Here is a 22,264-nt window from a genome sequence, read left to right as displayed (position 1 = left end):
GGGCAAGCAGGCCCTCCGCCTTCGGTGGTGCTTGACTATGGCCCGGCGCCGCTTCACCTGTCGCGCACACGTGATCGAAAGGCACCAGATGTCCATTCCCCAGCAGGGCGGCGGCCCGATCGAACGGCGCGAACAGCTGGCCGAATACATCGCCTCGGGCGAAAAGCCCCGCGCCGGCTGGCGCATCGGGACCGAGCATGAGAAGTTCGGCTTTGACTGGGCAAGGCTGGAGCCCCTGCCCTATGACGGCCCCTGTTCGATCCGCGCGATGCTGGAGGGGCTGCGCGACCGTTTCGGCTGGACCGAGCTGCGCGAGGGGGGCCGGCTGATCGGCCTGTCGCGGGACGGCGCCAATGTCAGCCTCGAACCGGGCGGACAGCTCGAACTGTCGGGCGCGCCGCTGGAAACGCTGCACCAGACGCATGCCGAAACGGTGCAGCACCTGGCCGAGGTGGCCGAGATCGCCGGCCCGATGGGCGCGGGCTTCATGGGGCTGGGCGCCGCGCCGGTCTGGCGGCAGGACCAGATGCCCATGATGCCCAAGGGCCGCTATGCGCTGATGACCCCCTATATGGAAAAGGTCGGCACGCTGGGCACGCAGATGATGTATCGCACCTGCACCGTGCAGGTGAACCTCGACTATGGGTCCGAGGCGGACATGGTGCAGAAGCTGCGCGTGGCGCTGTCGCTGCAGCCGGTGGCGACGGCGCTGATGGCCTCCTCGCCCTTCCTGGACGGGCGGCCCAACGGGATGAAATCCTGGCGCGCCCATATCTGGCAAAATCTTGATGCGGCGCGCACGGGCATGCTGCCCTTCGTGTTCGAGGACGGCTTCGGATACGAGGCATGGGTTGACTATGTTATTGATGTCCCGATGTATTTTGTCTATCGGGACGGACGGTACATCGACGCGCTGGGGCAATCCTTCCGCGATTTCATGAATGGTCGCCTGCCCGCGCTGCCGGGGGAACTGCCGACCCTGTCGGACTGGGCCGACCACATGACCACCGTGTTCCCCGAGGCGCGGGTCAAGAAATACATCGAGATGCGCGGCGCCGATTGCGGCCCCCTGTCCCATCTGACGGCGCTGCCGGCGCTGTGGGTGGGGCTGTGCTATGACCAGGGCGCGCTGGACGCCGCAAGCGAGCTGACCCGCGGCTGGACGCATGAGACGCGCGAGGGGCTGCGCCGTGCCGCCGCCCGCGACGGGCTGGCCGGGGAACATGACGGGCTGCGGCTGATCGACCTTGCGCGCGAGACGCTGACCCTGGCCGAGGCCGGGCTGGCGGCGCGCGGCCATCATGCCCCCGGGCAGGGCGCGGGCGACGAGACGGCCTATCTGGCCGTCCTGCGCGAACGGGTCGAACGCGGCGAAACGCTGGCCGACGAGCTGCTGGCCAAGTTCGGGGGCGAATGGCAGGGCAATCTGGGCCGCATCTATGCGGACTGCGCCTATTGACCCGGCGCGGCTAGCTGCCCTCGCCGAAATAATCGGCCAGCAGCGCGTCGAGCGCATCCATCAACTGCCCGGCCTGCGGGCCGGAGGTGGTCACGGTGATCGTGCTGCCGCGCGGCGCGACCAGCATCAGCAGACCCATGATGGAATTGCCCGCCACCGTCTCGCCGTCCTTTTCGACCAGCGCCTGGGCATCGAACCGTTCCACGGTTTCAACGAACCGCGCAGAGGCGCGGGCATGCAGCCCCTTTTCATTGATGATCCGCAGCGTGCGGGTGCATCTGTCCGTCACGAAGCGGCCCTGCGCAGGGCACCCTTGGGCGCGGCTTCCCGCGAGGATGCCTCGCGCATGGCTGCGTCCCGCGGCGGCGTGTCGCGGGCCGGGGCGTCGCGGGATGCAGCGTCCTGGGGCGCGGTCCCGGCCGGGGCATAACAGTCGATATACTTGCGCCCCGCCTCGGCCGCCAGTTCGGCGGCGGTGCCGACATCCAGGTGACGCAGCTTGGCCAGCTTGACCAGCATGGGCAGGTTGGCGCCATAGAGGATGCGGCGTTCCTGCCGCAGGCAGGCGGGCATCGACAGGTTCGAGGGCGATCCGCCGAAGATGTCGGTCACGATCACCACGCCGTCGCCCGTGTCCACCTCGCTGACGGCGCGGCAGATCTCCTCGCTTTTGGCGGCGCGGTCGTGATCTTCCTCGATGGTGACGGCGAGAATGCCCTGCTGCGGACCCACGACGTGTTCAACCGCAGCGAGGTATTCGCGTGCGAGCCCGCCATGTCCGACGATAACGATACCGATCAACTCAGCTCCATCATGAGGGGCACGTCACGCCACCTTTTCGGTCTGCGCCGCGGCCGGGCCCGGCCCGGCCTGTCCCGGCCCTGCGTGATGACGTTCCAGTTCCCTGTGCCGTTTTGACACCTGCCAGCCCTCTTGCGCAAGCGAGTCGGCCATCATTTCCGCCAGCGTGACCGAACGATGCTGCCCGCCGGTGCAGCCGAACCCGATTGCCAGATGGGCCTTGCCCTCATCGACCTGCGCGGGCAGCAGGAACAGGATCAGATCGCGCACCCGCTCGAAGAAGGCGGCAAAGCGGGGGTCTGCGGTCACATGCGCCCGCACGGCCCCATCGCGCCCGTCCAGCGCGCGCAGCCCCGCGACCCAGTGCGGATTGGCCAGAAAGCGGCAGTCGAACATCATGTCCAGCCCCCGCGGCACCCCGCGCTTGTAGCTGAAGCTCTGCACCGATACCGACATCGCCTTGCCTGACCGCAGGTCAAAGACCCGCGCCAGTTCCGCCCGCAGGTCATGAGGGCTGAGATCGGTCGTGTCCACCAGAACCTCGGCCCGCGCCCGGATCGGCACCAGCAGATCACGCTCGGCCCGGATCGCATCGCTGGGCGATCCGTCCTCGGCCAGCGGATGGCGGCGGCGGGTTTCCGCATAGCGGCGCACCAGCGTGTCGGACGCGCAGTCGAGAAACAGCACCTCGGGCGCAAAGCGCGGATCGCGCGTCAGCGCATCGATCAGCTCGATCACATTGGCGGCCGAAAAATCGCGGTTGCGCACGTCCAGCCCCAGGGCCAGGGGCGCCGGCCGCGCGGGCCCGTCCAGCAGGCGCGGGACAAGCGACAGGGGCAGGTTGTCGATCGCCTCGAAGCCCAGATCCTCGAGCACATGAATCGCCGTCGACCGGCCCGCCCCCGACGGGCCGGTGACCAGAACCAGCCGCTGGGCGTCCGGCTCGCGGCAGGGTTCTGGCGCTTGGCTGGCAGAACGGTCGGCGTTCACCCCGGTCCCTCACTCAGGCAGCGCGGCCCGACAGCAGCATCTGGCGCAGCGCCTCACCAAGATGCGGACGCAGCGGCCCCAGCACAAGGGGCACGGGGATGCCATAAAGGACAGTGTTGCGAAACGGCGGCAGGCGGTCAGGCTCTGCCCGGCCCAGATCGACGGCAAGGGCGACGGGCGCGGGCCCGGCGGGATCGGCGCGCAGGATGCCGACGCCCCGCGCCTCGATCAGCCCTACCAGCGGCGGGGGACAGGCGGCGACCAGATGCCCCCCGGCGCGGCGCACGAGAACACGGTCATCGGCAATCAGCCCGGCCCCCAGCGCCATCATGCGCAGCGCCAGCGCCGACTTGCCGGCGCCCGGCGGGCCGAGGATCAGCAAGGCGCGCCCCCCAAGACAGACCGCGCTGGCGTGAAGGCTGCTCACCTGAGGGGCACACAAAGGCGTTTGGTAACGCTAAAGGCCGGTGGTTGCGCTAACCTGTCCTTTTCATCGTCTTTCGTCATCGCGCCGTCATGCGTATAGCACCCCAAGACGACCCGCCCATGATGGAGTTCCGGCATGTCACAGACCCGCGTCAACCCTAATTGCAAGCTTGAGAACCAGGGTATCACGGGGCTGGGCGAGGTCCATTACAACCTGCTGGAACCTGCCCTGATCGAGGCGGCGATCCGGCGCGGCGAAGGGCATCTGGGCAAGGGCGGCGCCTTTCTCGTGACCACCGGCGCCAAGACCGGCCGCTCGCCCAAGGACAAGCACATCGTGCGCACCCCGTCCGTGGATGCGAAGATCTGGTGGGACAACAACGCCGCGATGGAGCCGGAGGCCTTCGACCGCCTGCATGCCGACATGCTGGACCACATGAAGGGCCGCGACTATTTCGTGCAGGATCTGTATGCCGGCGCCGATCCCGACCAGCGCCTTGACGTGCGCGTGGTCAGCGAACTGGCCTGGCACAACCTGTTCATCCGCCACCTGCTGCGCCGCCCCGAGGCGGACGAGCTGGCGGCCTTTACCCCCCAGTGGACGGTCATCAACTGCCCCTCCTTCAAGGCCGATCCCCAGCGCCACGGCTGCCGCACCGACACGGTGATCGCCTTTCACTTCGACAAGAAGCTGATCCTGATCGCCAACACCGAATATTCGGGCGAGAACAAGAAGGGCGTCTTCACCCTGCTGAACTATATCCTGCCCGAACGCGGGGTCATGCCGATGCACTGCTCGGCCAACCATGCGATCGGCAACCCCGATGACGTGGCGGTGTTCTTCGGCCTGTCGGGGACCGGCAAGACCACGCTGTCGCAGGACCCCTCGCGCACGCTGATCGGGGATGACGAACACGGCTGGTCGGACAAGGGCACCTTCAACTTCGAAGGCGGCTGCTATGCCAAGACGATCAACCTGTCGCCCGAGGCAGAGCCCGAGATCTTCGCGACCACCACCCGCTTCGGCACGGTGATCGAGAACATGGTCTATCACCCCGACACGCTTGAGCTGGACTTCACCGACAGCTCGATCACCGAGAACATGCGCTGCGCCTATCCGTTGGAGGCGATCTCGAACGCCTCGCCCACCGGGCTGGCCGGACAGCCGCGCAACGTCATCATGCTGACCTCGGACGCCTATGGCGTCATGCCGCCGATCAGCCGCCTGACGCCGGAACAGGCGATGTATCACTTCCTGTCGGGCTTCACCTCCAAGACGCCGGGAACCGAGGTCGGCGTCACCGAGCCGCAGCCGACCTTCTCGACCTGCTTCGGCGCGCCCTTCATGCCCCGCCGGCCAGAGGAATACGGCAAGCTGCTGGCCGAACGGATCGAGGCATCGGGCGCGACCTGCTGGCTGGTCAACACCGGCTGGACCGGCGGGCCGTTCGGCACGGGCAAGCGCATGCCCATCAAGGCCACCCGCGCGCTGCTGACAGCGGCGCTGGACGGATCGCTGAACGATGTCTCGTTCAGGCGCGACCCGAATTTCGGCTTTGAGGTGCCGGTCTCGGTTCCGGGGGTGGACAGCACGCTGCTCGACCCGCGGCAGACCTGGACGGACGGGGCGGCCTATGACGCGCAGGCCGAAAAGCTCAAGGGCATGTTCCGCGACAACTTCCGCAAGTTCGAAGGCAAGGTGGATCAAGCGGTACGCGACGCGGCGATCTGACCGCTGCCCTGCACGAGAAAAGGCCCGCCCATCCGGCGGGCCTTTGTCGTTCCGGCCCTTCCCTTACTTCACGGGGATGCGCAGGGATTGGCCGGGATAGATCTTGTCGGGGTCCGACAGCATCGGGCGGTTCGCCTCGAAGATCTCGCGGTAACGGTTTGCATCGCCCAGATGGTGCTTGGCGATGGCCGACAGTGTCTCGCCCTTCTGGACGGTATGGAACACGGGCTGCGCAGCAGCGCCGGCGGGCGCGGGCGGCAGGTCGGCCTCGACCTTGGCGATGCCCTTGATGTTGCCGACCGCCAGGATCAGCTTTTCCATCGTCTCGCGGTCGGCGCCCTTGTTCTCGATGCGCACCATGTCGCCCGTCAGATAGAGGCGGACCTTGCTGGCATCCAGGCCGATGGCCTTCACCTCGGCATTCAGGGCGTCCAGCTTGCGCTGGGTGTCGGCGTCATGCGCAGGGGCCTGGGGCGCAGCTTGGGGCGCAGCTTGGGGCGCAGGGGCAGGCGCGGCCCCGGCAGTCGGCGCCGGCTGCATCTTGGGTTCTGCTGCCTCGGCCTCGCCGAACACCGACTTGCCGGCCTCTTTCACGAAATCCCACAAACCCATTGCCTGATCCTTTCGATTGCTTTCCCCTTAGCAACCCCTTGATCGAAAAAGGGTTCCGCCCCCTTATTTGCGGATGCGCCGCAGCTTGCGGGCGCGTGCTTCGCCGGCCTTGGCCGACTGGGCGTCGCGCCGCCGCGGGGCCTTGCCGCGCCGCGGGCGCGCGCCCTGCGCCATGCTGCGCCCGTCCAGCTCGACCAGCTCCAGCACCAGCCCGCCCGTGGTCGGGATCGCCTCGGCCAGGCGCACCGTCACCCGCTGGCCGATGCCAATCGTCGTCCCCGTATCGGCGCCCACCAGCGTCTGGGCATCGCGGTCGAAATGGAAATATTCGCGCCCGATCTCGCGGATCGGCAGCAGCCCGTCCGCGCCCGTCTCGTCCAGCCTGACAAAGGCGCCAAATCGCTGGACGCCCGAGACGCGGCCCGTGAATTCGGACCCGACCCGGTCGGCCAGATAGGCAGCAAGATAACGATCGGTGGTGTCCCGTTCGGCCGCCATGCTGCGCCGTTCGGTGTCGCTGATCTTCTGGGCTGTTTCATCGAGCATCTCGATGTCCTGCGCCGAGAGCCCGTCGGTCTTTCCGGCCTTTCCGCCGCCCCAGCCATGGGCCGCGATCAGCGCCCGGTGCACGATCAGGTCGGAATAGCGGCGGATGGGCGAGGTGAAATGGGCATAGTTCTTCAGCGCCAGACCGAAATGGCCGAAGTTCTGCGCATTGTAATAGGCCTGCGTCATCGAGCGCAGGGTGCTGACGTTGATAAGCTCGTCGAAATCGGTGCCCTGCGCCTGCGCCAGCAGGCGGTTCAGCTGCGCCGGTTGCAGCACCTGCCCCTTGGCCAGGGCAAAGCCCGAGGCCTCGGCCACGTCGCGCAGCGCGTTCAGCTTTTCGGGGCTTGGCTCCTCATGCACGCGGAACAGCAGCGGGCGGCGCAGGCGGATCAGTTCCTCGGCGGCCGCGACATTGGCCAGGACCATGAACTCCTCGATCAGCCGATGCGCGTCGAAGCGGTCGCGGAAGGCGACGGATTTCACCCGCCCCTCGGGGGTCAGCTCGATGCGCCGCTCGGGCAGGTCCAGCTCCAGCGGCTGCCGCCGCGCCCGTGCCGCCCTGAGCAGGTCATAGGCGGCAAACAGTGGGCCGATCACGCTGTCCATCAGCGGCCCGGTCACCTCGTCAGGCGCCCCGTCCTGCGCAGCCTGCGCCTGTTCATAGGACAGCGAGGCGAGGCTGTTCATCATCCCGCGGTGGAAATCATGGCCGATCTTGTTGCCCTGCGCGTCCAGCCGCATCCGCACCGCGATAACCGGGCGGTCCACGCCCTCGTGCAGCGAACACAGATCGCCCGACAGCACGTCGGGCAGCATCGGCACCACGCGGTCGGGGAAATAGGTCGAGTTGCCCCGATGGCGCGCCTCGCGGTCCAGCGCAGACTGGGGGCGGACGTAATGGGCGACATCGGCGATGGCGACCCAGATGACCATGCCGCCGGGATTGCGCGGATCGTCGTCGGGCATCGCCGCCACGGCGTCGTCGTGATCGCGGGCATCGGCCGGGTCGATGGTGACCAGCGGCAGGCGGCGCAGATCCTCGCGCCCATCCATGGGGGCGGGGCGCTGGGCGTCCGCCTCGGCGATCACCGCGTCGGGGAAATCGTCGGGGATGCCGTGCTGGTGGATCGCGATCAGGCTGACCGCGCGCGGGGCCGACGGATCGCCCAGCCGTTCGATGATGCGGGCCTGCGCAAGACCCGGCCGGTTGCGCGAGCCGACCTGCTCGGCCTCGACCAGCTCGCCGTCCTGCGCATCGAGCGTGGCGTCGGCGCGAACCTGCCATTGCCGGTCGGCGCCCTTGTCGATGGGCAGGATGCGCCCGCCCTCGGCCGCCTTGCGGAAGATGCCGACGACACGGTGAACGGCAATCCCGATCCGCCGCATCAGACGCGCCTGATAGTGGTGATCCTCGCCCTCGGCCGGGACGAGGCGAACCAGCACCCGTTCGCCCGGCGCAACGGCCGGATCGGCCTTGCGCGGCGCGAACAGGATGCGCGGCATCGGCGCGGTGCCCTGCCATTCCAGCGGGCGCGCGAACAGATCGCCATCGGCGTCCGGCGGCAGGATCTCGACCACGGTCACGGGCGGCAGCCGCTCGGGGCCCTGATAGCTGCGGCGGCGGCGCTCGACCGCGCCCTCGGCCTCCAGTTCCTTGAGCAGGCGCTTCAGCTCGATCCGGGCGCTGCCCTTGATGTTGAAGGCCTTGGCGATGTCGCGTTTGGCGGTCGCGTCGGGGTTTTCGGCGATCCAGTCGAGGATCTGCTGGCGGGTGGGGAAAGGTGTCATGATCCCAGGCTATCACGCCCGGCGCACGGACGGCAGAGTGAACGGACGACAGGCGCGGCGTCCTTCCCGCGGTGCGCAGCCGCGGCGGCCGGGGTCAGCTTTCCGCCTCGGCCTCGTTCATGTGGGTAAAGGGATCGTTGGGCGCAACCCCTTCGGTCGGCTCGCCCGGCAGGCGGATCAGCGGCGCGGCGGCCCGCAGGACCGGATCGGTGACTATGCCCGCCTGGACGAGCGCCAGATAGTCGATGCGCATCCGATAGCCCCAGAAATCGTTGATGTGCCCTGCCAGCGCCACCTCGGGCGGCTCGCCGGGCTGGCTGCGGAAGAAGGCCGCGATCTGCGCGGCCATGCGCAGCAGCTTTTCGTCCGGGGTGTGTTCCGAGATTTCCGACATGGCTCAGCCCTCGATCCGCTGCGGATGGGTGAAAAGGTCAAAGCCGTCGCCCCGTGCGCGGCCGATCAGGGTGATCCCGGCCGCATCCGCCCAGGCGATCGCCAGCCCCGTCGGCACGCCCGCGCCGATCAGCACCGGCGCACCCAGCCGGGCCGTCTTCTGCACCAGATCGACCGACAGGCGCGAGGTCATGACCACCGCGGCCATGCCGGGATCGGGGGCAGGCACCGAACGGGCCACGGCCCCGGCCAGCTTGTCCAGCGCGTTGTGCCGGCCCACATCCTCGCGCACCAGTGCGCCGGCGGGGGTCCACAGGCCGGCGGCATGGATGGCCGGCGTCTCGCGCCAGCGCAGCTGGCCCTGCGCCAGCGCCGCCATCGCCGCCCCGACATCGCCGGGCGTCAGGCGCAGGCCGGATGTCACCTGCACCACGGGCGGCAGCGCCGCGGCGATGCTGTCCACCCCGCACAGGCCGCAGCCGACCGGCCCCAGCATGCTGCGCCGCCGCTCGGCCAGCGGGGCGGCCAGGCCGGGTCGCAGCCACAGCCGCGCCTCGATCGCGGCAAGGCCGGGCAGCGGGGCCGCGACCGGGACGATCTCGACCGCCGAGACATCGGCGCCCCCCCGATCAGCCCTTCGGTCAGGGCAAAGCCGACGGCGAAATCATCCAGCTCATGCGGGGTCGCCATCAGGACGGCCTGGCTGCTGCCGTCGATGACGATGGCGACCGCCGCCTCCGCCGGGGGGGCGGCTGGCGCGTCGGACCAGCCGCCGCCCTGCCAGCGGCGGACCGCGCCCGCGCCTGCGGCGGACTGCGCGGCGGGCGGGGACGGGCCGCTCACTCGGCCGCGGGCAGGATGCGGCGCGCCAGCTCGGCATGGGCGCGGTACTGCTCCTGCCATTCGCTGGGGCCGTTGGACGGGCTGACCTGCACGGCGGTCACCTTGAATTCGGGGCAGTTGGTCGCCCAGTCGGAATTGTCGGTCGTGACCACGTTGGCCTGCGTATTGGGGTGGTGGAAGGTGGTATAGACCACGCCCGGCGCCACCCGCTCGGTGATCCGCGCGCGCAGCGTCGTGTCCCCTGCCCGGCTGGCCACGCGCACCATGTCGCCCTCGCGCACACCCCGGTTTTCGGCGTCATGGGGATGGATCTCGAGCAGGTCTTCCTCGTGCCACAAGGTGTTGTCGGTGCGGCGGGTCTGCGCGCCGACATTGTATTGCGTCAGCGTCCGCCCCGTCGTCAGCAGCAGCGGATAGCGCCCGCCGGTGCGTTCCTCGGAGGCGACATATTCGGTATGGATGAACCTGCCGCGCCCGCGCACGAAGCCGTCCACATGCATCAGCGGCGTGCCCAGGGGCGCCTGGGCGTTGCAGGGCCACTGCACCGATCCCTCGCGGTCCAGCAGGTCATAGCTGACGCCGGCAAAGCTGGGCGTGGTCATTGCGATCTCGTCCATGATCTGCGCGGGATGGCCGTATTGCCAGCCCGCGCCCATGGCATTGGCCAGCATCACCGTGATCTCCCAGTCGGCATGGCCGTTCAGCGGCGACATGGCGCGGCGCACCATGTTGATCCGCCGCTCGGCATTGGTGAAGGTGCCGTCCTTTTCCAGGAAGGTCGAGCCGGGCAGGAAGACATGGGCGTAGTTCGACGTCTCGTTCAGGAACAGGTCATGGACGATCAGGATGTCGAGGCTCGCCAGCGCCGATTGCACATGGCTGGTGTCGGGGTCGGATTGCAGGACATCCTCGCCCTGGCAATACAGCCCCTTGAAGGTGCCCTGCGTCGCGGCGTCGAACATGTTGGGGATGCGCAGCCCAGGCTCGTCCGACAGGGGCACGCCCCAGACCCGCTCGTAAAGCGCGCGCGTCTGGGTGTCGGTGACGTGGCGATAGCCCGGAAACTCGTGCGGGAACGATCCCATGTCGCATGAGCCCTGGACGTTGTTCTGCCCGCGCAGCGGGTTCACCCCCGTGCCCGGCCTGCCGATATTGCCGGTCAGCATCGCCAGGTTGGCGATCGCCATAACGGTGGTTGACCCTTGGGAATGTTCGGTCACGCCCAGGCCGTAATAGATGCTGGCGCGGGGGGCGCCGGCATAGGCGCGCGCGGCCTGCCGGATCTGCTCGGCCGGAACATGGCTGACGCGCTCGACCTCCTCGGGCGAATGGCGCGGGTCCAGCAGAAAGGCGCGATAGGCCAGGAACTCGTCCCAGTCGCAGCGCGCGCGGATGAAGGCCTCATTCTCCAGCCCCTCGGCCACGATCACATGCGCCATGGCCGTCAGCACCGCGACATTGGTGCCCGGCAGCAACGGCAGGTGCCACGAGCGGTTCAGGTGCACCGTGTCCAGCAGGTCGATGCGGCGGGGATCGACGACGATCAGCCCCGCCCCCTCGCGCAGGCGGCGGCGCAGGCGCGAGCCAAAGACGGGATGCCCGTCGGTCGGGTTGGCGCCGATCACCAGGGCCAGGTCGGTTTCCTCGACGGAATCGAAATCATGCGTGCCCGCCGAGGTGCCGAAGGTCGCCTTCAGCCCATAGCCGGTGGGCGAATGGCAGACGCGCGCGCAGGTATCGGTGTTGTTGTTGCCAAAGACCGCGCGGGCGAGCTTCTGCACCAGATAGGTTTCCTCGTTCGTGCAGCGCGACGAGGTGATGACGCCGACCGATTCGCGCCCGTGGCTGGCCTGCGTCTCGCGCAGGCGGCGTGCGGCAAAGCCGATCGCCTCGTCCCAGCTAACCACGCGCCAGGGGTCGCGGAAATCCTCGCGGATCATCGGGTTCAGGATGCGTTCGGCATGGGTGGCATAGCCCCAGGCAAAGCGGCCCTTGACGCAGGAATGGCCGCGATTGGCCTTGCCGTCCTTGCTGGGCACCATCTTGACGACCGTCTCGCCGCGCATGTGCGCGTCGAAGGAACAGCCCACCCCGCAATAGGCGCAGGTTGTTTTCACGATGCGCTCGGGGGTGCCGATCTCGATCTGGCGGTTTTCCTGCAGTGTCGCGGTCGGGCAGACCTGCACGCAGGCGCCGCAGCTGACGCAGTCGGATGACAGGAAGCTGTCGGATGCGATCCCGGCGCTGACGCGGCTGTCAAAGCCGCGCCCCTCAATCGTCAGGGCAAAGGTGCCCTGCACCTCCTCGCAGGCCCGCACGCAGCGCGAGCAGACGATGCATTTCGCCGGATCAAAGGTGAAATAAGGGTTGGTCTGATCCTTGGGGCGCCATTCCGGGTTCGGCTCGCCATGCTCGCGGCGCAGGAAATGGTTCTTGCCCGGCTCATAGCGGACCTCGCGCAGGCCCACGGCGCCGGCCATGTCCTGCAGCTCGCAATCGCCATTGGCCGCGCAGGTCAGGCAGTCGAGCGGATGGTCACTGATATACAGCTCCATCACGCCGCGGCGGATGCGCGCGACATCCTCGGTCTGGGTGTGGACGATCATCCCTTCGGCCACGGGCGTGGTGCAGGACGCGGGCGTGCCGCGCATCCCGTCGATCTGCATCACGCACAGCCGGCACGAGCCGAAGGCGCTGACATGATCGGTCGCGCACAGCTTGGGAACAGTGATCCCGGCCTCGGCCGCGGCGCGCATGACGCTGGTGCCGGCGGGGACGGTGACGGGGATGCCGTCCACCGTCAGCGTTACCGCCACGTCCGCACGGGATGCGGGCGTGCCCATGTCGCGGGTCCAGTCCTTCGGGGGGATGACGAAGTCCTTCATTCCGCAGCCTCCATCCGGGGTTTGCCGGTGAAATCCTCGGGGAAATGGGTCAGGGCCGACATGACCGGATAGGGCGCAAAGCCGCCCAGCGCGCAGAGGCTGCCCCATTTCATCGTGTTGCACAGATCGGCCAGGATCGGGATGGCATCCCTGTCGCCCGCCGCGATGCGGTCGATGGTTTCGACGCCGCGGGTCGAGCCGATGCGGCAGGGGGTGCATTTGCCGCAGGATTCGATGGCGCAGAACTCCATCGCAAAGCGGGCCAGCGGCAGCATGTCGGCGCTGTCGTCGAACAGGACGATCCCGGCATGGCCGACAAGGCCGCCCTGGCCGGCGAACTCCTCATAGCCGAATGGGGTGTCGAACAGGCTGCGCGGGAAATAGGCGCCCAGCGGGCCGCCCACCTGCACCGCCTTGACGGGGCGGCCGCTGGCCGTGCCGCCGGCGATCTCGTCGACGATCTGCCCCAGCGTCAGGCCGAAGGGCACCTCGCACAGCCCCCCATGCCGGACATTGCCCGCGATCTGGAGCGGCATCGTCCCGCGCGAGCGGCCCATGCCATGCGCGGCATAGGCCGCCGCCCCGTTCGCCATGATCCAGGGCACGGTGGCCAGCGACAGCACGTTGTTGACGACCGTGGGCCTGCCGAACAGCCCTTCGAGCGCCGGGATCGGCGGCTTGGCCCGCACGATGCCGCGCTTGCCCTCAAGGCTGTTGAGCAGGCTGGTTTCCTCGCCGCAGACATAGGCGCCGGCGCCGACCCGCAGTTCCATGTCGAAGGCATGCGCGCTGCCGAGGACCGATCCGCCCAGCACGCCCGCGCCGCGGGCGGCGGTGATGGCGCGCTCCATCGCCCGGATCGCGTGGGGATATTCGCTGCGCACATAGACATAGCCCTGCGCGGCGCCCACGGCGATGGCGGCGATGGCCATGCCCTCGATCAGGGCGAAGGGGTCGCCCTCCATCAGCATGCGGTCGGCAAAGGTGCCGCTGTCGCCCTCGTCGGCATTGCAGACGATGTATTTGCGATCGGCAGGCGCGCGCGCGACGGTCGCCCATTTGAGACCGGTCGGAAAGCCCGCCCCGCCGCGGCCGCGCAGCCCCGCATCGGTGACGGTCTGCACCACGGCCGCCGGATCGGCCAGCGCCGCGCGCAGCCCCGCCAGCCCCCCATGCGCCTGGTAATCGTCCAGCGACAGCGGGTCGATCACGCCCACGCGGGCAAAGGTCAGCCGCGTCTGCGCCCGCATCCAGGGCAGATCATCCACCGGACCGAGCGCGAGCGGATGGCCCTCCGGCGCGGCGAGGATCGAGGGCACATCCGCCGCCGCCACCGGGCCAAAGCCGTGGCGCCTGCCCCCGATCTCGATCTCGAGCAGCGGCTCGAGCCAGATCATCCCGCGCGAGCCGTTGCGGATCGGGCGGATGCCCGCGGCATTGACCGCCGCGGCAACCTCGTCGGCGCCCAGGGCGCGGGCGGCGGCGTCGGCGGGAACCCAGATCCGCATCAGCGCGCCTCGCCCGCCAGGGTGACCAGCCGCTCGGGCGTGGCGCGGCCGACCAGCCGATCCCCCATCTGCGCGGCCGGCGCGCAGGCGCACAGCCCCAGGCAGAACACCGGCTCCAGCGTCAGCCGCCCGTCCGGCGTCGTTGCGTGCCAATCCAGCCCCAACGCCGCCTGCACCCGGGCGGCCAGCGCATCGGCCCCCATCGCCTGGCATGCCTCTGCCCGGCAGATGCGCAGCACATGGCGCCCCGCCGGCGCCTCGCGGAAATCGTGATAGAAGCTGACGACGCCATGCACCTCGGCACGGGCAAGGCCGAGGGCGCGGGCGATCACCGGCTGGGCCGCCTCGGGGATCATGCCCCATTCGGCCTGCACCTCATGCAGGATCGGCAGCAGCGGCCCTTCCTGCCCGGCATGGCGGGCGATGATGTCATCCAGCCGCTCGGCACGGGCCGGATCAAGCGGGGGGACGGGCGGCGCATTCGGGCGCAGCGGCACTGGATCGGGGGGCGCAGGCTTCATGGCTGGGACAAATCCGGGCTGTCTGGCCTTCAGCATTGGCACGGGCGCAATAGCCCGATCAATCCCAAAGCCTCGTCAGTCGATAGGCCCTGTCTATCACGAACGCCGATGCGCCGCCTCGATCAGGGCGGCTATGGGCGGGGGATGCGGCTCGCGCGCGGGGACGACCAGCCCGACCATCGGCCCTTCCAGGCCCGCGATGGGCCGCCAGCCGACCCCGTCGGGCAGCGGCACGCCCTGGGCCAGCGCCTGCGGCAGGATCGCGGCCCATTCGCCCGTCGCCACATGCGACAGGATCGCCAGCATCGAGGTCGATTCCACCCGCGGGGCATGTCCCAGGCCCGCCTCGGCCAGATGGCGCGCGATGATGCGGCGGTTCTGCATGTCGGGGGTCAGCAGGCACAGCGGGCGCGCGCCCGCCTCGGCCCAGGGCACCGGGCCAGAGCCGGACGCGCCGCGATCGACCAGGCAATAGGTTTCGCGGTAGAGCGCCAGCGCCTGCACGCGGCCCAGCGGCTCGGCATCCAGATAGGTTACGCCTGCATCCAGTTCCAGCGCCGCGATCTGGTCGCGGATCTCGTCGGACGAGCGCGACAGGATCGCGACCGAGGTTGCCGGGTGGCGGGCCAGGAACGGCGCGGTCAGTTCGGCGATGCGCGGCATCGCGGTGGGGATCACCCCGATCCGCAGCCGGCCCGTGACGCCCTGCCGCAAGGCGCGCATCTCGGCCTGCATGGCGCGCGCATCGCCCACGATCCGCCGCGCCCAGTCAAGCACCCGTTCACCCTCGGGTGTCAGCCCGCCAAAGCGCGAGCCGCGCCGGACAAGCTGGACGCCCAGCTGATCCTCGAGCGCGCGAAGCGACGAGGACAGCGACGGCTGCGTGATCCCCAGCGCCGCGGCGGCGCGCCCGAAATGCTGCTCTCGCGCCAGGACCATGAAGGCGTTGAGCCGGTCGATCATCGCCCCCGCCCCGCCGGCCCGCCTGTCAGGCAAGGCCCGCCCGTTGCCGCATGCGGGGGCGGCGGCCCGGCCCGGCCGGGGCGGCGGCCCCGCGCGGTCAGAGGATCTCGACCCGCCAGCTTTCGATGACCGTGTTGGCCAGAAGCTGCTCGCACATGCGCCCGACCTCGGCCTCGGCAGCGGCGCGGTCGGCGGCGGCCAGGTCGAGTTCGATCACCTTGCCCTGCCGCACCCCGTTCACCCCCGAAAACCCCAGGCCGCCCAGCGCATGGCGGATCGCCTCGCCCTGGGGGTCGAGAACGCCGTTCTTCAGCATGACGGTGACGCGGGCTTTCATGGATCGGCCTTTCAGTTGATGAGCGTCGGCTTGACGGGCGCGGCCGCAGGCATGACGCCCAGCCGGCGCGCCACCTCGGTATAGGCGTCGGTCAGGTTGCCCAGGTCGCGGCGGAACACGTCCTTGTCCAGCTTCTGCCCGGTCTTGGTGTCCCACAGCCGGCAGCTGTCGGGGCTGATCTCGTCGGCGACCACCAGGCGCATGAAATCCCCGTCCCAGATCCGGCCGATCTCGATCTTGAAATCGACCAGCTTGATCCCGACGCCGTAGAACACGCCCGACAGGAAGTCGTTGACGCGCAGCGCCAGGCTGACGATGTCGTCCATGTCCTGCTGGGACGCCCAGCCGAAGGCGATGATGTATTCCTCGGACACCATCGGATCGCCCAGCTCGTCATTCTTGAAGCTGTATTCGACGATCGGCCGGGGCAGCTGGGTGCCTTCCTCCATCCCCAGGCGCTTGGACAGCGAACCGGCGGCAAAGTTGCGCACGATCACCTCGAGCGGGATGATCTCGACCTGGCGGATCAGCTGCTCGCGCATGTTGATGCGGCGGATGAAATGGGTGGGCACGCCGATATTGCCCAGGCCCTGCATGAAATATTCCGACAGGCGGTTGTTCAGCACGCCCTTGCCCTCGATCACCGCCTTCTTCTGGGCGTTAAAGGCGGTGGCGTCATCCTTGAAATACTGGATCAGGGTGCCCGGCTCGGTTCCCTCGTACAGGATCTTGGCCTTGCCTTCATAGATCTTCTTGCGCCTGGGGGCCATGGTCGCGCCTTTCGTCTGGGCAAGGTCAGGGGAATCGCGTCCCCTTTATCCCCGAACCCGCCAGAGGGGCAATACGGCGCCCGCGCCGACACGGGGCTTGCGGGACGGGTGCGGGGCGGGCATACCACCGCCAACGATCCAAGCCGGAGCCTGTGATGACCACTTTCGACGACCGCGAACGGTCCTACGAGACGAAGTTCGCACATGACGCCGATCTGCGCTTCAAGGCCGAGGCGCGGCGCAACCGCCTGCTGGGCGAATGGGCCGCGGCGCTGCTGGGCAAGACGGGCGACGAGGCGCGCACCTATGCGCTGACCGTCGTGACCTCGGATTTCGAGGAGCCGGGCGAGGACGACGTGTTCCGCAAGATCAGCGGCGATCTGGCCGGCAAGGCCGACGAGGCCACGATCCGCGCCAAGATGGCCGAGCTGCGCGCCGAGGCCCGCCGGCAGGTCGCCGACGAGGGCTGAGGCAGGCCGGCGGCCGGCAGGGTGGGCTGGGCGCACCGGCCCCTGCTGCGCAGGCTGCCCCCCCTTCCCTGCTGGCCTTCTGCCGGGCGGCGCCCGTCAGGCGGCGGCGCGTTCGACGCGGGGATAAAGCGCCGCCATCGCCGCCCCCCGCGCCGCGTTCAGCACCATCAGCGCGGCCCATAGCCCGTCATTGCCGAAAAGCCGAGGCAGCACCGCCAAGGCCCCGGCGTAAAGCGCGACCGACAGGGCCATGGCCCGGCGCATCTCGCGCGTGCGGGTGGCGCCGATGAAGATGCCGTCGAGCATCCAGGCCGCGACCCCGACCAGCGGCGCAAGGACCAGCCAGGGCAGGTGCAGCCGCGCGGCCTGCCGCACGGCCTCGGCGCTGGTCAGCAGGTCGATGATGGCGCCCCCTGCCGCGGCAAAGACGCCCGCCAGCAGCACGGCCCCCGCCGCGCCCCAAAGGCCCGTCAGCACCGCCGCCCGCCGCACGGCGTCTGGCCGCTGCGCGCCCACCGCCTGCCCGACCAGCGATTCGGCGGCAAAGGCAAAGCCGTCCAGCGCATAGGCCGTGATTTGCAGGAACTGCATCAGCACCTGATTGGCGGCCAGCGTCACGTCGCCCTGCCCCGCGCCCAGGAAAACAAAGGTGGTAAAGCTGCCCTGCAGCAGGACCGACCGGATCATGATGTCGGCATTGACCCCCGCCATCCGCCCCAACGCGCCCCGCGCCCACAGCCCGCCCGCCGCCGCCCCCTCGCGCAGCGCGCCGCGCGCGAGCCACAGCGCCAGGGCAAAGCCGCAGGTTTCGGCCGCAAGGGTGGCGGCCGCAACGCCCCGCACGCCCAGCCCCAGGCCCAGCACCAGCCACAGGTCAAGCGCGATGTTCACGACATTGACGAGCAGTTGCACGGCCAGGATGGCGCGGGTGCGCTCGGCCGCGATCATCCATCCGGTCAGGGCATACATTCCGATCGTCAGCGGCGCGCCCCAGATGCGCAGGCCCAGATACTGCCGCGCCAGCGCCTCGACCTCGGCCGATGCGGGGGCAAGGCGGAAGGCCGCCGCAAGCAGCGGCCCCTGCAGGGCGACCAGCACCGCCCCCGCCCCCAGGCCCAGCGCCAGGGCGCGGACAAGATGCGCGCCCGCCTGCGCCTGCTCGCCCGCGCCGCGGCTTTGCGCCACCAGCCCCGATGTGCCCATCCGCAGAAAGCCGAAGATCCAGTAAAGCGCGCTCAGGATCACGGCGCCGACACCGACCGCCCCGATGGGCGCGGCCGCGCCCATCCGGCCGATCACCCCGGTATCGACGGCCCCCAGCAGGGGAATGGTCGCGTTCGACAGCACGATCGGCCCGGCGATCGCCAGCACCCGCCTGCTGGACAGCGCCGGCCCCTTGCCCGTCACCGGGCCGGCCCGGGCATCAGGAAATGGCCCGTCGCCTGCGCGAAGGGCCGGGCGCGGTTGTCCTGCCATGCCTCGACATGGACGCTGGCATAGCGCCGCCCCTGGCGCACCACACTGGCACGGGCATAGGCGTCGCGCGCCAGGCCCGCGCGCAGGAAATCCACGGAAAAGTCGATGGTCTTGGGCAGCCGCGGCAAGGCCGCTGCCCCCTCATCCATCTTGGCCCCCGCCTCGGCCCGTGTCTCTGCCGCGCCGGATGCAGGCAGGGTTTCCATCTGCGCCCACAGCCCCGCCCAGGTCAGTTCGATGATCGCGGTGGTTTCAAGAAAGGCGGCGATCGCGCCCCCATGCAGCGCAGGCAAGGCCGGATTGCCGATCAGGCGGTGGTCATAGCGCATGATCGCCGTCAGCTCGTCGCCCCGCCGGTCAAGGCCGATCCCCAGCCAGGCGGCATAGGGAATGGCAGCGACAAGGCCGGCAAGCGCATCATCGCGCCGCGCCTGGATGCCCTGGGCCGGCGCGTCAGCAGGCGTCATGGCCGCTCCTCGATGGTGAAGGCGCCGGTGGCGATCGCCACGGGCGGCCCGCTCTCCTCGGCGCTGTCGCGGGCCACGGCCCTGACAAAGGCGACCGAGCGGGTGACGTGAAAACATTCCGCCCGTGCCCGGACAGCCTGCCCCGGCACGGCCGAGCGCAGATAGTCGATCCGCAGATCGAGCGTCGCCGTGGTCCGCGATCCCTTGGGATGGACGATCACCGCAGCCCCGCAGCAGGTATCCATCAGCGCCGACACCACGCCGCCATGCAGGACACCGCTGCGTGGATCGCCGACCAGATCGGCCCGCCAGGGCATCTCGATCTCGACCGCGCCGGCGGCGACATCGACCAGCCTCATCCCCAAGGCCCGCGCATGGGGCAGCGCATCCAGCATGTGCCGGACCAGCGCCCGATCCTCGCCCTGCTCGCCGGCCATGCCGTCCTCCATCGCTGGTCTGCCCTGCCTGCGGGCGGCGCCGCACAGCCGCCCTGCCCGATCAGTGCAACGCCCCGCCCGCCCGCGCAAGCGCCCGCGCCTGGCAGTTGAGATCGCCCGCCCCCCTCGTTAGGCTTTGCCTCGGGGCACAAGCAGGAGGACGAGGATGCAGGAGGGTTCCTACATCAGCTTCAAGGCGATGTGCGCCCGCTTTCAGGTCACGCCCCGCACGCTGCGCTATTACGAATACATCGAGCTGCTCAGCCCGCGGCGCGAGGGGCGGGCGCGCTGGTATGGCCCGCGCGAGATTGCCCGCATGACGCTGATCATGCGCGGGCGGCGCTTTGGCTTTTCGCTTGAGGATATCCGCCAGTGGCTGCTGATCTATCAGCAGCAGGGCACCCGCGCCCAGTATGAGGTCTGGGTCGACAACGCCACGCGCCAGCTTGATGTACTGGCCGCCCAGCGCGACGAGATCGAGGCGGCGATGAACGAGCTGAGGGCGTTGCGCGACGAAACGCTGGGGCTGATCGCGGCCATGCCCGGCACCGATGCCCCCGCCACCCCGCAGCCCGCGGCGGGGCCGGACATCCCGCCCGGCCGGGCGCCCTGACAGATCGCCCCGGCCGCTAGCGCCGGGGCGGGCCGGCCGACCAGGGCAGCGGCGGCCTTGCCCTGCCCCATGACGCAGCGTTCCACGTGCCGTGCGCGGGCGGCAGCCTATAATCCCCGTCGATGACCGCAGCAGGCAGGGGGCGAGGCGGGCAGCCAGGGCGGCGCGGATGCTGCGCGCCGGGCCTGACGCGATGCTGCCGCGGCCCCTGCCGGTGACAGCCGGTCCCTCATTTGCGATCCGGCCGCCCGGAAACTTCAGCCGCAAGGACGATCATGACCCAGTATCACGCCCCCACCCGCGACATGCAGTTCCTGCTGCACGATGTGCTGCGCCTTTCGGATGCTGACCTGCCCGGCCATGCCGATCTGGATCGCGCGTTCACACAGGCCATCCTTGACGCCGCCGGGGCGCTGGCGCGCGACGTGCTGGCCCCGCTGAACGCGGTGGGCGACCGCGAGGGCTGCGTGCTGGAAAACGGCATCGTGCGCACCCCTTCGGGATTCTGGGCCGCCTTTCAGGCGATGAAGGATGGCGGCTGGACGGGCCTTGACTGCGATCCCGATTATGGCGGCCAGGGGATGCCCTATGTGCTGGGCCTTGCCACGGGCGAGATGTTCGTGGCCGCCAACATGGCCTTCAACATGTATCAGGGCCTGACCCATGGCGCCTATTCGGCGATCCACGCCCATGGCACCGACGAGCAGAAGCGGACCTATCTGCCCAAGATGGTCGCCTGCGAATGGACCGGCACCATGAACCTGACCGAGCCGCATTGCGGCACCGACCTAGGCATGCTGCGCACCCGCGCCGAGCCGCAGGAGGATGGCAGCTATCTGCTGTCGGGGCAGAAGATCTTCATCTCGGCGGGCGATCACGACCTGTCGGACAACGTCATCCACCTGGTCCTTGCCAAGGCGCCGGGCGGGGGCGAGGGCACGCGCGGCATCAGCCTGTTCATCGTCCCCAAGTTCCTGGTGAACCCCGATGGCAGCCTTGGCGCGCGCAACAGCGTGTCGGTGGGCGCGCTGGAACACAAGATGGGCATCCATGGCAACGCGACCTGCGTGATGAATTTCGACGGGGCGCGCGGCTGGCTGCTGGGCGATCTGCACAAGGGCATGCGCGCCATGTTCACCATGATGAACGAGGCGCGGCTGGGTGTCGGCCTGCAGGGCTATGCGGTGGCCGAGGCGGCCTATCAGAACGCCGTCCTCTATGCGAAAGAGCGCCTGCAGGGCCGCGCCGTGACCGGGGCACAGAACCCTGCCGGCCCGGCCGACCCGCTGATCGTGCATCCCGACATCCGGCGGGCGCTGATGGATCAGAAATCCTTCCTTGAAGGGGCGCGCGCCCTGGCCTTCTGGGCCGCGCATCTGATCGACCGCGCCCGCCATGGCGACGAGGCGGCCGAGGGGCTGGTGTCGCTGCTGACCCCGGTCATCAAGGGCTTCCTGACCGACAAGGGCTTCGAGGGCACCGTGCAGGCCCAGCAGGTGTTCGGCGGCCACGGCTATATCGAGGAATACGGGATGTCGCAGTTTGTCCGCGACGCCCGCATCGCGATGATCTACGAGGGCGCGAACGGCGTGCAGGCGCTTGATCTGGTGGGCCGCAAGCTGGCGCAGGACGGGGGCCGGCATGTCATGGCCTTCTTCGACATGGTCAAGTCGTTCATCAGGGAAAACGAAGGCAATGCCGCGCTGAAGGGCGACTTTCTCGACCCGCTCAAGGCTGCGTCGAAGGATCTGCAGGCGGCGGCGATGTTCTTCATGGAACGGGCCATGAAGAACCCCGACGACGCGCTGGCGGGTTCCTTTGACTTCATGCACCTGTTCGGCCATGCGGCGCTGGGGTTCATGTGGGCGCGGATGGCGGCGGCAGCGCAGGCGGCGCTGGACGGCGGCACGGGCGAGCGCGATTTCCTGGAAACCAAGCTGGCGACGGGGCGTTATTACATGCAGCGGCAGTTGCCGATGACGGGCACGCATCTGGCCCGCATCCGGTCGGGCGCGGACCCGGTGATGGCGCTGGCCGCGGACCGGTTCTGAGGCGAGCCATGCGGCTGACAGGGCCGCGGCGCGGCGCCGCCGTCACCGCTCCGGCGCCTCCGGCGGGGATATTTTCGTGCAGAAGAAATGCCTGGCGCGGTGCGCCGGGCGGCCCCGGACAGGCGCGCGGCCATCGGCATCAATGGCGCCGTCCGGGGCTTTCTCCTGCAGCG

General features: G+C 69.4%; 22 protein-coding genes and 1 pseudogene. 5 read left to right on the top strand and 18 right to left on the bottom strand.

Annotated features, from left to right (window positions below; all coding sequences use genetic code 11):
• Window positions 1-88: 88 nt before the first annotated feature.
• Window positions 89-1,459, top strand: a complete 1,371-nt coding sequence (locus B0A89_RS09780; protein WP_085378877.1) for a glutamate--cysteine ligase — start codon at window positions 89-91, stop codon at window positions 1,457-1,459.
• Between the two features lie 10 nt (window positions 1,460-1,469).
• On the opposite strand, the gene B0A89_RS09775 is transcribed toward B0A89_RS09780, so the two are convergent.
• From B0A89_RS09775 to B0A89_RS09760, 4 genes and pseudogenes are all read right to left on the bottom strand, one after another.
• Entirely contained in the window at window positions 1,470-1,748 is a 279-nt protein-coding gene (locus B0A89_RS09775) for an HPr family phosphocarrier protein (RefSeq protein ID WP_085377987.1), read from the bottom strand.
• Window positions 1,749-1,891: 143 nt separating this feature from the next.
• Window positions 1,892-2,260: pseudogene (locus B0A89_RS09770) on the bottom strand (PTS sugar transporter subunit IIA); the annotation flags it as partial.
• Window positions 2,261-2,284: 24 nt separating this feature from the next.
• On the bottom strand, window positions 2,285-3,250 hold the full coding sequence (gene rapZ, locus B0A89_RS09765) for an RNase adapter RapZ (RefSeq protein WP_085377985.1): 966 nt from the start codon (window positions 3,248-3,250) through the stop codon (window positions 2,285-2,287).
• Between the two features lie 13 nt (window positions 3,251-3,263).
• Entirely contained in the window at window positions 3,264-3,677 is a 414-nt protein-coding gene (locus B0A89_RS09760; RefSeq protein WP_085377984.1) for an HPr kinase/phosphorylase, read from the bottom strand.
• 135 nt (window positions 3,678-3,812) lie between these two features.
• On the opposite strand from B0A89_RS09760, the gene B0A89_RS09755 reads away from it, so the two are divergent.
• Window positions 3,813-5,408, top strand: a complete 1,596-nt coding sequence (locus B0A89_RS09755) for a phosphoenolpyruvate carboxykinase (protein ID WP_085377983.1) — start codon at window positions 3,813-3,815, stop codon at window positions 5,406-5,408.
• A gap of 63 nt (window positions 5,409-5,471) precedes the next feature.
• Here the strand turns inward: B0A89_RS09755 and lysM are convergent, their stop codons facing one another.
• The 11 genes from lysM to purC all read right to left on the bottom strand — a co-directional run bounded on the left by lysM (window position 5,472) and on the right by purC (window position 16,577).
• Window positions 5,472-6,020 carry a peptidoglycan-binding protein LysM gene (lysM, locus tag B0A89_RS09750; RefSeq protein WP_085377982.1) on the bottom strand — a complete coding sequence of 183 codons (549 nt, stop codon included), beginning with the start codon at window positions 6,018-6,020 and terminating at the stop codon, window positions 5,472-5,474.
• Window positions 6,021-6,083: 63 nt separating this feature from the next.
• Entirely contained in the window at window positions 6,084-8,357 is a 2,274-nt protein-coding gene (rnr, locus tag B0A89_RS09745; RefSeq protein WP_085377981.1) for a ribonuclease R, read from the bottom strand.
• Window positions 8,358-8,451: 94 nt separating this feature from the next.
• Window positions 8,452-8,751: a formate dehydrogenase subunit delta gene (locus B0A89_RS09740; protein WP_085377980.1), complete on the bottom strand. Its 300-nt coding sequence runs from the start codon at window positions 8,749-8,751 to the stop codon at window positions 8,452-8,454.
• Window positions 8,752-8,754: 3 nt separating this feature from the next.
• Window positions 8,755-9,246 carry a formate dehydrogenase accessory sulfurtransferase FdhD gene (locus tag B0A89_RS09735; RefSeq protein ID WP_276207417.1) on the bottom strand — a complete coding sequence of 164 codons (492 nt, stop codon included), beginning with the start codon at window positions 9,244-9,246 and terminating at the stop codon, window positions 8,755-8,757.
• The gene (locus B0A89_RS15330; protein ID WP_276207452.1) at window positions 9,171-9,440 is read right to left on the bottom strand and encodes a hypothetical protein; all 270 of its coding nucleotides are present in this window, start codon (window positions 9,438-9,440) and stop codon (window positions 9,171-9,173) included. Before B0A89_RS15330 ends, B0A89_RS09735 begins: the two co-directional genes overlap by 76 nt.
• Before the next feature lie 149 nt (window positions 9,441-9,589).
• On the bottom strand, window positions 9,590-12,478 hold the full coding sequence (gene fdhF / locus B0A89_RS09730) for a formate dehydrogenase subunit alpha (protein WP_085377979.1): 2,889 nt from the start codon (window positions 12,476-12,478) through the stop codon (window positions 9,590-9,592).
• Window positions 12,475-13,986 carry an NADH-ubiquinone oxidoreductase-F iron-sulfur binding region domain-containing protein gene (locus tag B0A89_RS09725; RefSeq protein WP_085377978.1) on the bottom strand — a complete coding sequence of 504 codons (1,512 nt, stop codon included), beginning with the start codon at window positions 13,984-13,986 and terminating at the stop codon, window positions 12,475-12,477. The genes fdhF and B0A89_RS09725 overlap by 4 nt, the downstream gene beginning before the upstream one ends.
• A complete protein-coding gene (locus tag B0A89_RS09720) occupies window positions 13,986-14,507 on the bottom strand; it encodes a formate dehydrogenase subunit gamma (RefSeq protein ID WP_085377977.1) in 522 nt (173 codons plus the stop codon). The genes B0A89_RS09725 and B0A89_RS09720 overlap by 1 nt, the downstream gene beginning before the upstream one ends.
• Window positions 14,508-14,603: 96 nt before the next feature.
• The gene (locus B0A89_RS09715; protein WP_085377976.1) at window positions 14,604-15,470 is read right to left on the bottom strand and encodes a LysR family transcriptional regulator; all 867 of its coding nucleotides are present in this window, start codon (window positions 15,468-15,470) and stop codon (window positions 14,604-14,606) included.
• A 97-nt stretch (window positions 15,471-15,567) separates the two neighbouring features.
• Window positions 15,568-15,807, bottom strand: coding sequence for a phosphoribosylformylglycinamidine synthase subunit PurS (gene purS / locus B0A89_RS09710; protein WP_085377975.1), 240 nt, complete (start codon window positions 15,805-15,807; stop codon window positions 15,568-15,570).
• A gap of 11 nt (window positions 15,808-15,818) precedes the next feature.
• On the bottom strand, window positions 15,819-16,577 hold the full coding sequence (purC, locus tag B0A89_RS09705) for a phosphoribosylaminoimidazolesuccinocarboxamide synthase (protein WP_085377974.1): 759 nt from the start codon (window positions 16,575-16,577) through the stop codon (window positions 15,819-15,821).
• Between the two features lie 155 nt (window positions 16,578-16,732).
• Between purC and B0A89_RS09700 the strand changes: the two genes are divergently transcribed.
• The gene (locus B0A89_RS09700) at window positions 16,733-17,047 is read left to right on the top strand and encodes a DUF1476 domain-containing protein (protein ID WP_085377973.1); all 315 of its coding nucleotides are present in this window, start codon (window positions 16,733-16,735) and stop codon (window positions 17,045-17,047) included.
• A gap of 96 nt (window positions 17,048-17,143) precedes the next feature.
• On the opposite strand, the gene B0A89_RS09695 is transcribed toward B0A89_RS09700, so the two are convergent.
• Genes B0A89_RS09695 through B0A89_RS09685 form a run of 3 tightly spaced genes read right to left on the bottom strand, consistent with a single transcriptional unit; the run spans window position 17,144 to window position 19,427 of the window.
• Window positions 17,144-18,454 carry an MATE family efflux transporter gene (locus B0A89_RS09695; protein WP_240558502.1) on the bottom strand — a complete coding sequence of 437 codons (1,311 nt, stop codon included), beginning with the start codon at window positions 18,452-18,454 and terminating at the stop codon, window positions 17,144-17,146.
• The gene (locus B0A89_RS09690) at window positions 18,451-18,990 is read right to left on the bottom strand and encodes a PaaI family thioesterase (protein ID WP_085378876.1); all 540 of its coding nucleotides are present in this window, start codon (window positions 18,988-18,990) and stop codon (window positions 18,451-18,453) included. The genes B0A89_RS09695 and B0A89_RS09690 overlap by 4 nt, the downstream gene beginning before the upstream one ends.
• On the bottom strand, window positions 18,987-19,427 hold the full coding sequence (locus B0A89_RS09685; RefSeq protein WP_157115309.1) for a PaaI family thioesterase: 441 nt from the start codon (window positions 19,425-19,427) through the stop codon (window positions 18,987-18,989). Before B0A89_RS09685 ends, B0A89_RS09690 begins: the two co-directional genes overlap by 4 nt.
• 166 nt (window positions 19,428-19,593) lie before the next feature.
• Here B0A89_RS09685 and B0A89_RS09680 point away from each other — a divergent pair, with 166 nt between their 5' ends.
• Both B0A89_RS09680 and B0A89_RS09675 read left to right on the top strand, forming a co-directional pair.
• Entirely contained in the window at window positions 19,594-20,040 is a 447-nt protein-coding gene (locus B0A89_RS09680) for a MerR family transcriptional regulator (RefSeq protein WP_085377970.1), read from the top strand.
• A 275-nt stretch (window positions 20,041-20,315) separates the two neighbouring features.
• Window positions 20,316-22,091, top strand: a complete 1,776-nt coding sequence (locus tag B0A89_RS09675) for an acyl-CoA dehydrogenase C-terminal domain-containing protein (RefSeq protein WP_085377969.1) — start codon at window positions 20,316-20,318, stop codon at window positions 22,089-22,091.
• The last annotated feature ends 173 nt before the right edge of the window (window positions 22,092-22,264 follow it).

The organism is Paracoccus contaminans, assembly GCF_002105555.1.
GTDB lineage: Bacteria > Pseudomonadota > Alphaproteobacteria > Rhodobacterales > Rhodobacteraceae > Paracoccus > Paracoccus contaminans.
Note: the sequence above shows the minus strand (reverse complement) of the source record. Positions and strands in the feature narration are given on the sequence as shown.